At 46.3% G+C, this 14,287-nt stretch carries 11 protein-coding genes; 7 read left to right on the top strand and 4 right to left on the bottom strand.

Annotated features, from left to right (window positions below):
* The first annotated feature begins 263 nt into the window (after positions 1–263).
* The 3 genes from GKG41_RS20315 to GKG41_RS20300 all read left to right on the top strand — a co-directional run bounded on the left by GKG41_RS20315 (position 264) and on the right by GKG41_RS20300 (position 3,590).
* The gene (locus GKG41_RS20315; protein WP_154261659.1) at positions 264–914 is read left to right on the top strand and encodes a GntR family transcriptional regulator; all 651 of its coding nucleotides are present in this window, start codon (positions 264–266) and stop codon (positions 912–914) included.
* Between the two features lie 238 nt (positions 915–1,152).
* Positions 1,153–2,139 carry an ornithine cyclodeaminase family protein gene (locus GKG41_RS20305; RefSeq protein ID WP_173015672.1) on the top strand — a complete coding sequence of 329 codons (987 nt, stop codon included), beginning with the start codon at positions 1,153–1,155 and terminating at the stop codon, positions 2,137–2,139.
* A 32-nt stretch (positions 2,140–2,171) separates the two neighbouring features.
* Positions 2,172–3,590, top strand: a complete 1,419-nt coding sequence (locus GKG41_RS20300; RefSeq protein WP_154261656.1) for a Na+/H+ antiporter NhaC family protein — start codon at positions 2,172–2,174, stop codon at positions 3,588–3,590.
* A gap of 94 nt (positions 3,591–3,684) precedes the next feature.
* On the opposite strand, the gene GKG41_RS20295 is transcribed toward GKG41_RS20300, so the two are convergent.
* From GKG41_RS20295 to GKG41_RS20280, 4 genes are read right to left on the bottom strand one after another with little or no spacing between them, the layout of a single operon-like run.
* Positions 3,685–4,953: a lactate racemase domain-containing protein gene (locus GKG41_RS20295; RefSeq protein ID WP_154261655.1), complete on the bottom strand. Its 1,269-nt coding sequence runs from the start codon at positions 4,951–4,953 to the stop codon at positions 3,685–3,687.
* Between the two features lie 10 nt (positions 4,954–4,963).
* On the bottom strand, positions 4,964–6,577 hold the full coding sequence (locus GKG41_RS20290; RefSeq protein WP_154261654.1) for a mannitol dehydrogenase family protein: 1,614 nt from the start codon (positions 6,575–6,577) through the stop codon (positions 4,964–4,966).
* A 17-nt stretch (positions 6,578–6,594) separates the two neighbouring features.
* Positions 6,595–7,638: a mannonate dehydratase gene (uxuA, locus tag GKG41_RS20285; protein WP_154261653.1), complete on the bottom strand. Its 1,044-nt coding sequence runs from the start codon at positions 7,636–7,638 to the stop codon at positions 6,595–6,597.
* Positions 7,639–7,675: 37 nt separating this feature from the next.
* Positions 7,676–8,698 carry a zinc-binding alcohol dehydrogenase family protein gene (locus tag GKG41_RS20280; protein ID WP_154261652.1) on the bottom strand — a complete coding sequence of 341 codons (1,023 nt, stop codon included), beginning with the start codon at positions 8,696–8,698 and terminating at the stop codon, positions 7,676–7,678.
* 431 nt (positions 8,699–9,129) lie between these two features.
* Between GKG41_RS20280 and GKG41_RS20275 the strand changes: the two genes are divergently transcribed.
* The 4 genes from GKG41_RS20275 to GKG41_RS20260 all read left to right on the top strand — a co-directional run bounded on the left by GKG41_RS20275 (position 9,130) and on the right by GKG41_RS20260 (position 14,100).
* Positions 9,130–9,828: a GntR family transcriptional regulator gene (locus GKG41_RS20275; RefSeq protein ID WP_154261651.1), complete on the top strand. Its 699-nt coding sequence runs from the start codon at positions 9,130–9,132 to the stop codon at positions 9,826–9,828.
* Between the two features lie 199 nt (positions 9,829–10,027).
* Positions 10,028–11,416, top strand: a complete 1,389-nt coding sequence (locus GKG41_RS20270; RefSeq protein ID WP_084067601.1) for a gluconate:H+ symporter — start codon at positions 10,028–10,030, stop codon at positions 11,414–11,416.
* Between the two features lie 93 nt (positions 11,417–11,509).
* Entirely contained in the window at positions 11,510–13,234 is a 1,725-nt protein-coding gene (ilvD, locus tag GKG41_RS20265) for a dihydroxy-acid dehydratase (protein WP_154261650.1), read from the top strand.
* A 173-nt stretch (positions 13,235–13,407) separates the two neighbouring features.
* A complete protein-coding gene (locus tag GKG41_RS20260; protein WP_154261649.1) occupies positions 13,408–14,100 on the top strand; it encodes an FCD domain-containing protein in 693 nt (230 codons plus the stop codon).
* Positions 14,101–14,287: the final 187 nt, after the last annotated feature.

Raw genomic sequence — 14,287 nt, 5'->3', positions numbered from 1 at the left:
TGAAAAAGCCCGAATACTATGGGATTGTCTCTTCCTTGTATGTAAGGGGGCAAAAATCGATATTAACCGACAGCCCCTTTTTTCATATGAAAAGGCAGCTGAGGCTCCGGGGGATTTTTGTATTATGTTGGATGATATGTGAAAAAAATAACGGATAAATCCGGAATAATATACAAAATGCACAATAAAAGATTGGCAGATTTACCAGTATACAAAACAGTATACAATATTGTATACTCACAGTGAAGAAAGGAGGAGCAGAGATGGATACACTGAATGGAACAGAGAGTCAGGTATATGAATATCTTCGGGAAGCGATTACTAATAAGAAGCTCTTTCCTAACACAAAGATTGTAGAAATGGATTTGGCAAGGGAACTGGGTGTGAGCAGAACTCCTATCAGGGCGGCGTTAAAGCAGCTTTCCTACGAGGGGCTGATTGATATTGTGCCTAACAAAGGGGCCTTTGTATCTTCCCCGTCGGCAGAGGAGATTGAGGAAGTATTTGAGGCCAAGATGTTAATAGAGACACAGTCAATTGCCCTGGCCAGCCAGCATATACAAGGATGGGAGATTGAGCTTTTGGAGAAGTGCCTGGAGGAGGAAGCAAGGACACATGTTGACAGAGATCTGCTGGCTTTTAATAAAGTAAATTATGATTTTCATACAATCATAGGGCAGGCTTCCGGCAACCGGTATCTGGAAAAGTACATCTCTGAGCTGACGACAAAGAGTAATCTGTATCTAATCTTCTACGATCGTTTTATTGAAACAAATATTGAGGACTCTGCCGCCTATAAAGAGCACCGGGAGATTATCCAGGCATTAAAAGAGAGAGATGCCAAACGCTGTATAACATGTATGCATCAGCATCTGGAGCATACCTATCAGGGGTTAAATTTGAAGGATATGTAAGTAGATAATAAAAAGCATGATTCCCTATCAAAACAGCTGCAACTGTTGAAAATGATAGAAAATCACGCCTCGACCATTTATTATTATACCTCATATCCTCTAATTTATCAATAAATTTCGGAGAGGCTGTCTCTGTGTCAGCGCACGCTTGGCAGGGGGAGTGTATCTCCGGTGAGGCCTTAGTAAAGTGTGCCGTTTCAGGCCGCGGCGAACATTGATGAAAAAGGAGGAATTTTTTATGCAGAAAGTGGAGTTACTTTATTTGTCACAGGAAGATATTATGGGGCTTGGCATCGGCTGGGAGGAGATTATTCATAGAGTAGAGCTGGCACTCATAGAGCAGGCGGATAAAACCATTGAGAATCCCCCGAAAAGAGGTATCCATTCCAGAGAGAACGCGTTTATCCATGAAATGCCGGTATATCTGAAACAGATGGATGCCTGTGGGATTAAGTGGGTGAGCGGTTATCCGGATAACAGGGAGAAGGGCCTTCCTCAGATTCTGGGGCTTCAGATCATGAACTGCCCGGATACAGGGGTTCCATTGTGCATCATGGACTGCAGATGGATCACCGGAGTTCGGACAGCAGCGGTAACTGCTGTCACTGTAAGGCATTGTGCCAAGGCAGATTCCAGAGGAATTGCAATCATAGGGGCAGGCGTTCAGGGCAAGATGCATCTACGGGCCATCAAACATGTAATGCCTTCTCTGGAGGTATGCCGGGTCTATGATATCTCTCCTCAGGCGGCAAAGGTTTATGCGGATACCCTGGGAAAAGAGCTGAATATGGAAGTGCTTCCCTGTTCAAGTGTGGAAGAAGCAGTGAGAGAGGTAGATATCATATTTACCGCGACACAGAAAGTATCCAGGCCATTTATTCCCACAGATGCCCTGAAGCCGGGGATGCTTGGGGGAGGACTGGAAGCCGGCAGAGCCTGGCCGAAGGAACTGCTTCACGGTGCAGATAAGGTAATCACGGATGATCTTGGCCAGACTTCACAATATGCCACCACAGGTGCGTTTGAGGGCGGCCTCCCGGAATTCTACGGGGAACTGGGGGAGATTGTAAAGGGCAAGCCAGGCAGAGAGAACGATGAGGAAAGGATCCTTGCATTTAATATCGGCATTGCATGTGAAGATATTTCCCTGGGCCAGTATATATACGAAAGGGCCAGGGATAAAGGAGCGGGCATTATGCTTCCTTTAATGGAAAAAGAGTTTTAATCACCCATATCACATGTAAAGGAGGTCCGGAATTGAACAGGGAGAAAAGAAAAAGAGAACCCAGAAAAGTAAAGTTTGCTGAGGCAGTGCTCCTGCTGCTTATAATCGTAATAATCATGGTGTGGGGAGCGATGATTGCCAAGATCCCCACAGCCATGGGAATACTTTACTGTGCTGTCATATGTGCGGTGTACGGTGTGGTATTAGGACACAGCTGGGAGGACATGTTCAGCAATGTTTTGAATGTTGTAAAGACAGCCATGCCCGCTTTATATTTTTTAATGCTGGTAGGCTTTGTGAGTGCCTCCTGGATTGCCAGCGGTACGATTCCATATCTTATCTATATGGGACTGAAAATCATACATCCTTCGATCTTTTTGTTTGCCGCTATGGTAATCACAGCTATTTCGTCCATTGCCACAGGCTCCAGCTGGGCGATAGTTACATCCCTGGGCCTTGCCATGGGGGGAATTGGAACCGGACTGGGGATTCCCATGTATCTTACAGCAGGAGCCGTAGTATCCGGTTGCTTTCTGGGAGATAAGTGGTCCCCCCTGTCAGATACGCCTAACCTGGCAGCAGCGTCCACGGGGCAGAATATTATCCGGTTGTTTACCCATATGATTCCCACCTCGGGCCTGGGGGCAGTGATCGGTTCCCTTGTCTTTCTGGCAGTGGGATTCAAATACTCCCCGGGAGGTGCGGATACCAGTGCGGTAACACAGCTGATGGAAGGCCTGAACAGCGCTTTTCACTTTAATATACTGCTGTTGGCACCAATTGTATTTGTATTCGTTATGGCAATTTTGAAATTTCCAATTCTTCCAGCACTTGTCATTGGAATCGGCATAGGCATGGGAGAGGCCGTTATCTTCCAGGGAAAAACCTTTCAGGAATTGTCAGGGATTGTGTGGAACGGTTATGTATCAGAGACTGGAAATGAAGTCATAGACAGCCTTCTGACAAGAGGAGGTGCCATGAGCATTGCAGGGCTGGTTCTTCTTTTATTTGCCGCATTTACTTTTGCGGGAATTCTGGAACGGATTGGGATTCTGGATGCTATCATGGATAAGCTGCTGTTGATTATCAAAGGAACCGGCTCCCTGATTGCCTGTACGGTAGTTACCTCCATGCTTGGTGTATTTCTTAGCTCCAGTGTGTATGTGTCCATGATTTTGAACGGAAGAATGTACATGAATGCGTATAAAAAGAGAAATCTAGATATTATCAATCTGTCCAGGGCTATAGACGAGGGAGCGGCCTATATGGGAGGAATGTGCCCATGGAGCGGCGGGACGCTGCTGGTGGTATCTTCTCTTGGCATATCTGCCTGGTCGTATTTTCCCTTTGTATTCTCCGCGTGGGCATCTTTGATTCTAGTTATTCTGTGGGGATTTTTAGGAAAATTTACACCAGAGGCAGGCATACAGGAAGAGGCAGAAGCAGAATAAAAGTGATTAGAATAAATAACAGGACCCAAAGAGCTGTGTGCCAGGAGGCAGCTCTTTGGGTCCTGTATCTAACATCCCCGAAAGTCAGAAAGCATCAGTCTACTTTCCACAATCCCAGGGCAGGAGTTTTAACAAAATAAATTTCTTCTCCATTTTCCAGGGTATTCCATCCTTCTTTCAAAGTGTGAGGATTATAAAGGGCGGCCGCCTCTTCATAGTCCATCCACTCATAGCCCACAGTATTAATATCCTCTTTGGACAGGTTTTCAGGACGGGTACAGTAAGTGATAGTAAAACGTCCGTCGGAAGAACCCTGAATCAGATGGGCAGCTGCCATGATCCTGTTTTCAAAAGCACCTTCATTGAAAAGCTTCAGGACATAGTCGCGGCCCTTATACCCATAGGTTCTGGTCATGCGATCCATTTCTTCATTTTCACCAAAAGCTTTTACTCCGGGTGCCAGAATAATGAGCTCCCCTCCGTCGGCCACAGCCATACGGGTGCGGTATACGCCCTTATTGCCCACCCAGGTGGTTTTCAGCTCGTAAGGATCCAGATAAGTTACAAGCTTTTTCGCCCGGCGCTCTACATGGCAGATATTCAGCCGGCCGGAGAGCTCTACCGCATGTTCAAAGGGCTTTCGGGAGGGGCCTGCGTAGAGGCCGTTTAAGGTTACCTGATCGTCTTTCAGGGTGGTTACTGTCTGAATATAAACAAGAGGCAGTTTTCCGTCCAGAAAATGCTGCTGCGCATAGTCAAATACTTTCCGGGCCGGGGAGTCGGCTACGCCCAGGGCTTTCTCCATCCCGCAGATGGCACTTAACATATGGGATTTATTGATCATCTGGCGTCCGCCCACACCTACAAAGATATTTTTGCTGTAGTTGGCCATTCCTACAACCTCATGGGGAACTACCTGCCCGATGGATAATATCAGGTCATACCCTCCGTTAATTAACTTTTCGTTGACCTCTACTTCAATATCCGTAGAATACAGGCCCTCTGAGATCTCCTCAATCACTTCCCGTGGAACCTGGCCGATGGAGATGGTATCTGTCTGCCAGTGATGTACCAGAAATGCTTCTTCTGGCACGACACCCGCGAACATCTTTTCTTTTTCCCCAGCGTCCATGGCCATATGAGTTCCCAGTGCCGGCATAACGTGTACAGTGGCTGTTGGGGACAGCTTTTTATAGAGAACCTGGGTGATTTCCCCGGCATAAGAATAACAGCGGGTAAAGTCAGGGGGAATTATCAGGACTTTTTTCAAGTCCGGATATTGTTCCAGCAATTGTTCCATGCATTGTTCTACCTCTGACATGGAAATGCCGGACGCTTCGTTGGTCATATAAATCTCGTTCATGATATCCTCCTTAGGCGGTATATTTCTTGAGTGTTGCTCTTACGGCACCCGGACCTGCTGCTAATTCTGCAAATAACGCTTCCACAGTTTCCCCAAGGCCAGCCTGATATAAGTCTACACCAAAGATAGCAGCATTGGAGAGGATGGGCTGGAGTGCGGCATGGAAATCGCCCTTTTGTCCCAGCTTAATATCTTTTACACATGCCATAGAGCTTTCCAGCAGAGGGTCTGAGCTTGGCGTAAATGCATTCCCGTTATCGTCTACAGCAAGCAGATAGCGGCACCAGCCAGCCAGAACCAGAGGAATAAGCTTCAGATCTTTCACATCCAGAGTATCACTGGCCGCATAAGCTTTGATGGTTTCGCCGAAACGAATGCCGAGTTTCTGAGAAGTATCCGTGGCAATCCGCTGAGGGGTATCGGGCATAAAAGGATTCGGTATGCGGACCTGAAGCACTTCGTCGATAAACTCTCTGGGGTTGATGATGCCGGGATCCACGACAACCGGAAGCCCTTCCTGATAACCGATAATCTCCACTAATTTTTTCAGTTCCGGATCCTTCATTTCATCTGCGATTAATGTATAGTCCAGGAGACAGCCGTATACGGCCAGGGTAGTATGAAGCGGATTCAGGCAGGTGCAGACTTTCATCTTCTCTACCTTATCTACCGTTTCCTTGTCTGCAAATATAACTCCTGCCTCATCCAGATTCGGACGTCCGTTGGGGAATGCATTCTCGATCACCAGGTACTGAGGTTCTTCAGAGTTGACAAAGGCTGCAACATAGGTGTTTTTGCTGGTAACAATAGCCTCAACATCATCAAAACCGTCCTTTTTCAGCATTTCTTTTACGCTGTCATCAGGGCGTGGGGTGATCTTATCGATCATAGACCATGGAAAGGAGATGCAGGCAGGATCCTCTGCATAGTCCAGAAACTCCTTGGGAACAAGTCCGTGTTCAGACCAGGCTTTCGCATATGCAATTACTGCATCGTGAAGTCTGGTGCCATTGTGTGAGCAATTATCCATACTTACCAGAGCAAGGGGAAGTCTGCCGGCAAGATAGCGTTCATAGACCAGCGCGGTCAGTTTTCCGATATAGCTCACAGGAGCCTGGGGACCATTTTCAAAGTCAGCCTTCACCGGAGGGAAGTAGCTTCCGTCAGCGGCAAAAAGATTGTAACCTTTTTCAGTGATTGTAAAGCTTACCATCTGAAGTGTGGGAGCAGTAAAAATTTCTTTTAAGCGTGTCCATTCTGCAACATTGGAAGAATCCACGATGACAGATTCCACGATACTGCCCACGACGGTTTTTTCAATGGTGCCATCAGACTTTAAGGTAACCAGTACACTTAGATTGTCATTGGGACGGTACATTTTTTCAATGATCTCATAGTCAAAACCTTCTGCTACTATAATCCCGGTATCGGCTTTTCCTGTATTTAACAGGGTCTGCTGAAGGTTAGCTGTAAATGCGCGGAAGATATTGCCGGCGCCGAAGTGTATCCAGGCCGGTGCTTCCTTTGTTTTTGCCGCAACAGCCTTCCTGTCGTACTGGGGAAGGGCAAAGCCAGCCTCTTCCCACATATTTTTATTGTTCAATGCTTCCTGTGATAATTTCATGGAACACAAGTCCTTTCTTATTTCCCTAATTTATCAAGAGTTTCCCAGATACCGTTTAAGTAGGTTGCCCCCAGGGCTCTGTCGTATAAGCCGTAGCCGGGTCTGCCGGTTTCGCCCCAGATCATTCTTCCATGGTCCGGACGGATATAGCCGTCAAAGCCGTTTTTATGCAGAGAAGCCATAATTCCTACCATATCCAGACTGCCGCAGGCTGAGAAGTGAGCTGCCTCTTCAAATCCTCCGTCCAGAATCTTTACATTTCTCAAATGCACAAAGTGAACTCTTCCCATTGCGGAATACTTATCTGCCAGATGTACCAGATCATTGGAAGGAGATACCCCAAGAGAACCCGTGCACAGGGTAAGTCCGTTGTATTTGCTGTCCACTAAGGATAACATCCGATCCAGATTCTTCTCACAGGTAATGATTCTGGGAAGTCCAAAGATGCTCCAGGGCGGATCGTCCTGATGGATGGCCATTTTAACGTCACATTCTTCTGCGGTGGGAATTACAGCCTGTAAGAAATACTCCAGATTGCTCCACAAATCTTCTTCCGTAATCTTACTATAGTCGTCAAATACTTCTTTCAGGGTCTCTTTGGTATAGCTGGAGTCCCATCCGGGAAGGGATAATTCTCCGGTGAGGGGATCCATCTTTTCAATCTGTTCCGGATAATATACAAGGGCATTGGAACCATCGGGCAGTTCTTTGTCAAGCTGTGTTCTGGTCCAGTCAAATACGGGCATAAAGTTATAGCAGATAACCTTGATGCCTGCTTTGCCAAGACGGCGGATGTTTTCCTTATAATTTTCGATGTACTGATCTCTGGAGGGTTTGCCCAGCTTAATATCTTCATGTACAGGTACACTCTCGATTACTTCAAAGTCCAGGCCGGCAGCCTCTACCTTTGTTTTTAAATCCTCTATACTTTCCTCGCTCCAGACTTCACCTACGGGGACGTCGTAGATTGCGGTTACGATTGTGCTCATATTTGGGATCTGACGAATCTTTTCTAAAGTTACGGCATCGTCGTCGCCATACCAGCGAAATGACATTTTCATATGCTGATTTCTCCTTTCATAATAGGGTAGTATGTGATTAATCTTCGAATTTTAATACGATTTTCAGTACATCCTGGGGATGCTCTTTGATCATGGTTAAAGCGTCCATAATATCTTTATAGTTATATGCCTTGGTCATCAAATCTTCCGGATGCAGAGAGCCGTCTTCAAAGCCTGCGATGACTTCGTCGAAGCAGTTGTTGTTGAGGCGGGAACCTACGATGGTAAGCTCCTTTTTTGTAATATCAGCCATGGTAATCTGAGACGGGGCATCCTTCAGACCGATACATACAATCCGTCCTGCAGGGCAGGCCAGCTGTACGCTCTGTTCAAAAGAAGACGGGATGCACACGGTGTCTACCACAACGGGAATTCCTTCGCCGTCTGTGAATTTCATTAATCGGTCTTCCAGATTTTCCTCAGAGACCAGAACTACCTCGTCTGCTCCCATGGACAGGGCTTTATCCAGCCGCTCTTTCACCAGATCGGTCATGATAACCTCTGCGCCGTTTCGTTTGGCAACCTGCATGGCGGCGATACCGATTGGGCCGGAACCCATGATAAGTACCTTGTCACCTTTTGTCACCTGTGCGCGGTTGTTGATTTCCACTCCTATGGTGAATGGTTCTACCAGGCCTAAGTAGGATTCATCAAAATCCTTATGGAATTTGTGGACGTTCTGTGCGGGAGCGGAGACGAATTCGGAGAAGCCTCCGTCTCTGTGCACACCCATGACCTCCAGGTCACGGCAGACATTATGGCGTCCGATTTTGCAGGCATAGCAGTGTCCGCAGCTTACTACCGGATCCACAGCAACTTTGTCGCCTACTTTTACATTCATAACGTCTGCTCCAATTTCTGTTACAATGCCTCCAAATTCGTGGCCGATGAGGCGCGGATAAGTGGCCAGAGAGTTTGTACCGTTATAGATTCCGATATCAGATCCGCAGATACCGCCGGATGTGATGCGTACAATAACATCGTCTGGATTCTGAATCGTTGGCTTTGGTACATCTACAATTTCAACTTTAAATGGCTCAATTACTTTAATTGCTTTCATTTTAAGATCTCCTTGTGAATGAAATAAAGGTTTATGTACTGATGCTCTCCCCGGCAGTTCCAGGGCAGTCAGCACTTTGATATTAGATAGGAAACTAATATATTAATTCAAAAGCCTTATTTCTGGGTATTGCGCGATTAAAATTGAAATAAGGTGAAAATGGAATGGAAATGGTGCTTGAAGTAATATATTAGTTTACCTTACTGACACTATAGCAAATATTAAATCAAAGATCAATATTAAAAACCACTAACATCCGAATGGGAAAAATGTATATATTTCACAAAGAGGTATGACGTCGTATAATATTCCTTCTTATCATATAAGTATGCTTCCTGATTTGTACTTCTTATTTTTATTGACGGAGCCTCAGGCATATGATACGCTTCCTATCAGAATAAACAACACAGAGACCGGAAAGGAGTGCGGCTATGCCAATTAAAATCGTAGAGAAAAGAGAAAAAGAGAACAACAGAGAATATGCATACCGTTTGCTGCGGCACAATATTATGACACTTCAGCTGCTGCCGGGGACTACACTGAATGAAGGAGAACTGACAGATCTGCTTAGCATCAGCAGAACCCCTATACATGAAGCCATCCTGATGCTGAAAGAGGAAACGCTGGTGGATGTATATCCCCAGAGCGGTTCCAGGGTTTCACTGATCCACATTGATATATTGAAGGAGGGGTATTTTTTGCGTTCCGTGATTGAACCTGAGATTATCCGCCAGCTTGCGGGAAATGTTCCGGGGGAGAAGATGGAGTGCCTGAAACAAAATCTGGATCGGCAAAAGGAGGCCCTTCATGCAGAGGATAAGATAGATTCTTTTTTTAAACTGGATGATAAGTTTCACCATTTGATTTATTCAGCTGCAGGAAAGGATATCACCTGGTACGCGGTGAAAAAAGTAAGCTCTCATTATGATAGGGTGCGGTATCTGGACGCGATCGTGAACCAGACGGATTTGGAAGGCATTTTAATGGAGCACAAAGATATTGCACATATTCTTCTGCTGGGGATGACTGCTGACTTTGACCTGAAGCATTTTTATGACAGGCATTTGGGAACCTACAGAAAACATTTTCAGGGTATTTTGGAAGAATACCCTGGATATTTCCACATGTAAAAACTTACCAATAAAATAATGCACAAAAATTTAATTGAAAATTTATAATATTTCAACATAATTAATGTTTCCTCTTGACGTATGACGTCTGATTTGATATAGTCGGTTTATGGAATGGATGAGATGTCATACGTGTTATCACCTGCCGGGAGGATTCTGGTGATAGCGAAAAGAAAAGGAGAAAAGGGGGAAAACATTTATGTTTTCAGGAGAAATGGTTACAGGGCCTTTGCTGATTGGAATCTTCATTCTTGCAATTGCCGTATTACTCGTATTAATTATTAAGTTTAAGCTGAATGCTTTTGTTGCCTTGCTGGTGACTGCTTTCGGTACCGGTGTATTAGTAAATATGCCCTTGGCAGATGTGGCACAGACTGTTACAGATGGATTCGGGGGAACCCTGGGCGGTATCGGTATGGTTACCGGTCTTGGTGTTATGCTGGGTAAATTCATGTTTGAATCCGGCGGTATTGAGTCTATCTCTAACAAGATTTTAGGTGCATTCGGAGAGAAGAAATCTCCCATCGCAGTAGCATTATCCGGATTTATCACAGGTATTCCGGTATTCGGCGATGTTGTTTATATTATGTTTGCTCCTATGCTGCGTGTACTGTCCAAAAAGACAAAGATTTCTATGGTAAACTTTGCCTGTGCAATTTCTGTTGCAACTACCTGTACCTTTGCGCTGGTACTGCCAACAGCACCTCCGCTTGCGGTTGCCGAGGAGCTGGGGATTGAAATCGGTATCTTTTTCTTTTATGCTCTTATCTCAGCATTTGTCGGTATGCTGGTGGGGGGAATCGTGTACGGTTCTTTCCTGAACAAGCAGGATCATAAGAATAACCATTTCTATACCTTTGAGGATCTGGACCAGGAAGAGGCACAGATGGCAAAAGGTGACAGCAAAGATAAAATGGGAGCAGGCAAAGCATTATCAATTCTGTTAGTTCCTATTGTCCTGATTCTCTTAGGAAGCTTTGTTCCCCTGGCAGTGGGCAAGGAAGCTGCAATTGTTCCTTTTGTTACCTTCATCGGCAACAAAAACTTTGCAATGATGGTAGGCGTTATCTACGCAGCAGTCATTTCCAGAAAATACATTAAGAAAACTGCAACTGACATTATGACGGAGGCTGCTGACCAGGTAGGTTTGATTCTGTTAATCACCGGTGCCGGCGGAGCTTTCGGTAAGGTTCTTCAGGCAACAGGTATTGCAGATTACGTAGCAGGTACTTTATCCAGCTTCAGTATTCCAATCTTAATCCTTTGCTTCCTGATTGCACAGATCATCCGTTGTGCACAGGGGTCCACAACGGTTGCACTTATGACAACTGCAGCAATTATGTCCAGCACAATTGCAACAAGCGGAGTATCTCCGATTCTTTGTGCAATTGCAATCTGCGCAGGCGGAATTGGTCTTTCTCTGCCAAACGATTCCGGATTCTGGGCTATCAGCCGTTTCTTCCGTATATCGGTTACGGATACCATCCGCGGATGGAGTATCGGCGGATTTGTAGCAGGCGTGGCCATACTGATCTTCGTATCAATTCTTTCCTTATTCCAGGGATTCCTGCCTGGACTGATGATATAACAGAACAAGGCGATCGCATAGGAAAAGCAAGAGGCTGTCATTCCATTATCCGGAGGCAGCCTCTGTTTGCATATAGAAAAGGAGGTTTTACCAATGAGCAACATACAGCAAAAGAGTGCGCCCCAGCGTCTCTACTGGGCGCAGCTGGATGCCCTGAATATGGGATCCGGATGGGATGAGGAGGATATTACAAAGCCCCAGATTCTCCTGGAAGATGTATATGGGGACAGCCATCCGGGGAGTACACATTTATCACAGCTGATGGAACAGGCAAAGTACGGTGTCTTTGAACGCGGGGGCTTTCCCGCCCAGTATCACACCACGGATATCTGTGACGGCTGTGCCCAGGGCCATGACGGAATGAATTATGTACTGGCATCCAGAGAGGCTATCTGCGATATGGTAGAGGTTCATGGATCTGTGTATCCCTGGGATGGAATGATCCTGGCTTCTTCCTGTGACAAGTCCATTCCCGCCCATCTGAAGGCGGCAGCCAGGCTGAATATTCCTGCTATATTTATACCGGGAGGCAGCATGAGGCCGGGACCGAATATGACAACTTCACTGGTGGCCGGGGATATTTCACTGCGTCAGAAACGGGAGGGGGCGATCTCAGATCAGGAAGTAAGGGATTACAAGCTTACGGGGTGTCCTTCCTGCGGGGCCTGTACATTTCTGGGTACCGCAAGTACCATGCAGTGTATGGCAGAGGCCCTCGGCATGGCATTGCCCGGATCCGCAGTGATGCCGGCTACTATGCGGGATATCCAGTCCTATGCCAGAAAGGCCGGCCGGGCGATTATGGGTCTTGTGGAAAAGAATATAAAGCCCGGGGATATTATGACAGAGGCAGCCTTCCGGAATGCAGTCATTATCCACAGTGCCATCGGAGGCTCCACCAATGCCACCCTTCATCTCCCATCCATTGCACGGGAGATCGGTCTGGAGCTCTCCCCGGATCTCTTTGATGAGATCAACCATATGGTACCCCATCTGGGAAATATAACTCCCTCGGGGCAGCATCTCACGGAAGCTTTCTGGTTTGCCGGCGGCATACCAATGGTGCAGTGGTATCTGAAAGACATGCTGAATCTGGATGTTATGACAGTCACCGGAAAAACTCTGGGAGAGAATTTGGACATGTTGACGAAGGAGAATTTCTTTGAAAGAAATCTGGGTTATCTGTCTAATTATGGCCTCACCAGAGATGAGGTTATCTTTCCTGTGGAGAAAGCTGAGGAAAAGGGGTCTATTGCGATCCTAAAAGGGAATCTCGCACCGGAGGGTTCTGTAGTCAAATACTCAGCCTGTGTTAAGGAACTGCGGATCCACAAGGGGACAGCCCGGGTTTACAACAGAGAAGAAGAGGCTTACCAGGCTGTGGTTGACGGGGAAATTAATCCCGGCGACGTTGTAGTCATCCGATATGAAGGACCAAGGGGCACCGGGATGCCGGAGATGCTGATGACCACAGAGGCCATTGTGTGCGACGAGCGGCTAAATGGAACGGTATCACTGGTGACAGACGGAAGATTTTCAGGGGCTACCAGGGGAGCTGCCATTGGCCATGTATCTCCGGAAGCTGCATGCGGAGGCCCTCTGGCCTTCATCGAGACCGGAGACATCATCTCTTATAATATTCCTGAGAGAACCATAGATGTTGTGGGGATTAACGGGAAAGAGATGTCTCCCGGGGAGGTAGGAAAAATATTAGAAGAGCGCAGCAAGAAGGGAATTATTTCCAGACCACGGCGCAGCGGTCTGTTTGGCAGATATACAAGCTCGGCTCTTTCTGCTATGAAAGGTGCCGGCTACTAAAGGACCAACAGGCAGAATATTGCAGAAAAATGCCGGATTGCTGTGGATTTCAGAGGAATAACGTGTTAAAATAATCCAATGTACGGCAGATGCCGTACGTCTGACCGGAGCGCATACATATAGAAGTGCCTCTGGGTATTAATGAAAATGGAATGGTAAATGAGGTATAAGGCATGTTAGAGTCACTGAACAATAACAAAAAGCTGCTGCCGGAACAGGTGTCAGAGCAGATAATCCGACTGATCACTGAGCGGCAGCTAAAAGCAGGCGATAAGCTTCCCAATGAATTCGATATGGCCCAGCAGCTGAGCGTGGGCAGAGGCACCATCCGTGAGGCAATCAAGATCCTGGTGTCACGCAATATTATAGAGATACGAAGGGGATGCGGCACCTTTGTATGCGACCATCCCGGCATGGTAGACGATCCCCTGGGCTTTCGATTTATGAAAGATAAGGGAAAGCTGGCTTTGGACCTATGCGAGGTACGCATGATTATCGAGCCTGAGATTGCTGCCCTGGCTGCAGAACGGGCAACGGAGGAAGAGATCGAAGAATTAGAGAAAGTAGCAAAAGAAGTAGAAGTATTATGTGAGCAGGAGCTGCAGCATATGGAAAAAGATATAGAATTTCACGGTCTAATTGCCAAGTGCAGCAAGAATACTGTGATGCCCAATATCATACCTGTGATACAGTCAGGAATTTCTATTTTTATCAATATTACAGAGTATTCCCTAACCCAGGAAACCATACGCACACATAGAATGATACTCAACGCAATTAAAAATCATGATCCCCAAGAGGCGAGAGCGGCCATGATTGAACATCTAGTGAGCAACCGGGAAAAGATAAAAACGATAATAGCATAAAAGGGGGACGTGTTCTTTCTAAAAAGAACACGTCCCATTTTCGATCCAGGGTGTCCCAAAATGAAACTGACCTGTCCCCTTTAGTAATCTTATACAAAAAGGAACAACAAAAACCGACAAAAGAGATAAAATGGAAGAACCTCTTGACCCTTAAGTACAGAAGTGCTACTATAAAAACAGATACGAC

The organism is Lactonifactor sp. BIOML-A5 (genome assembly GCF_009677585.1).
In the GTDB taxonomy this organism is placed as follows: Bacteria; Bacillota; Clostridia; order Lachnospirales; family Lachnospiraceae; genus Lactonifactor.
This window is presented reverse-complemented; position numbering and strand designations above follow the sequence as displayed.

Excerpts from the sequence above, each read along its gene's own strand:
- GKG41_RS20315 (WP_154261659.1), top strand. The coding sequence starts at position 264 with ATGGATACACTGAATGGAACAGAGAGTCAGGTATATGAATATCTTCGG.
- GKG41_RS20305 (WP_173015672.1), top strand. The coding sequence starts at position 1,153 with ATGCAGAAAGTGGAGTTACTTTATTTGTCACAGGAAGATATTATGGGG.
- GKG41_RS20295 (WP_154261655.1), bottom strand. The coding sequence starts at position 4,953 with ATGAACGAGATTTATATGACCAACGAAGCGTCCGGCATTTCCATGTCA.
- GKG41_RS20290 (WP_154261654.1), bottom strand. The coding sequence starts at position 6,577 with ATGAAATTATCACAGGAAGCATTGAACAATAAAAATATGTGGGAAGAG.
- uxuA (WP_154261653.1), bottom strand. The coding sequence starts at position 7,638 with ATGAAAATGTCATTTCGCTGGTATGGCGACGACGATGCCGTAACTTTA.
- GKG41_RS20280 (WP_154261652.1), bottom strand. The coding sequence starts at position 8,698 with ATGAAAGCAATTAAAGTAATTGAGCCATTTAAAGTTGAAATTGTAGAT.
- GKG41_RS20275 (WP_154261651.1), top strand. The coding sequence starts at position 9,130 with ATGCCAATTAAAATCGTAGAGAAAAGAGAAAAAGAGAACAACAGAGAA.
- GKG41_RS20270 (WP_084067601.1), top strand. The coding sequence starts at position 10,028 with ATGTTTTCAGGAGAAATGGTTACAGGGCCTTTGCTGATTGGAATCTTC.
- ilvD (WP_154261650.1), top strand. The coding sequence starts at position 11,510 with ATGAGCAACATACAGCAAAAGAGTGCGCCCCAGCGTCTCTACTGGGCG.
- GKG41_RS20260 (WP_154261649.1), top strand. The coding sequence starts at position 13,408 with ATGTTAGAGTCACTGAACAATAACAAAAAGCTGCTGCCGGAACAGGTG.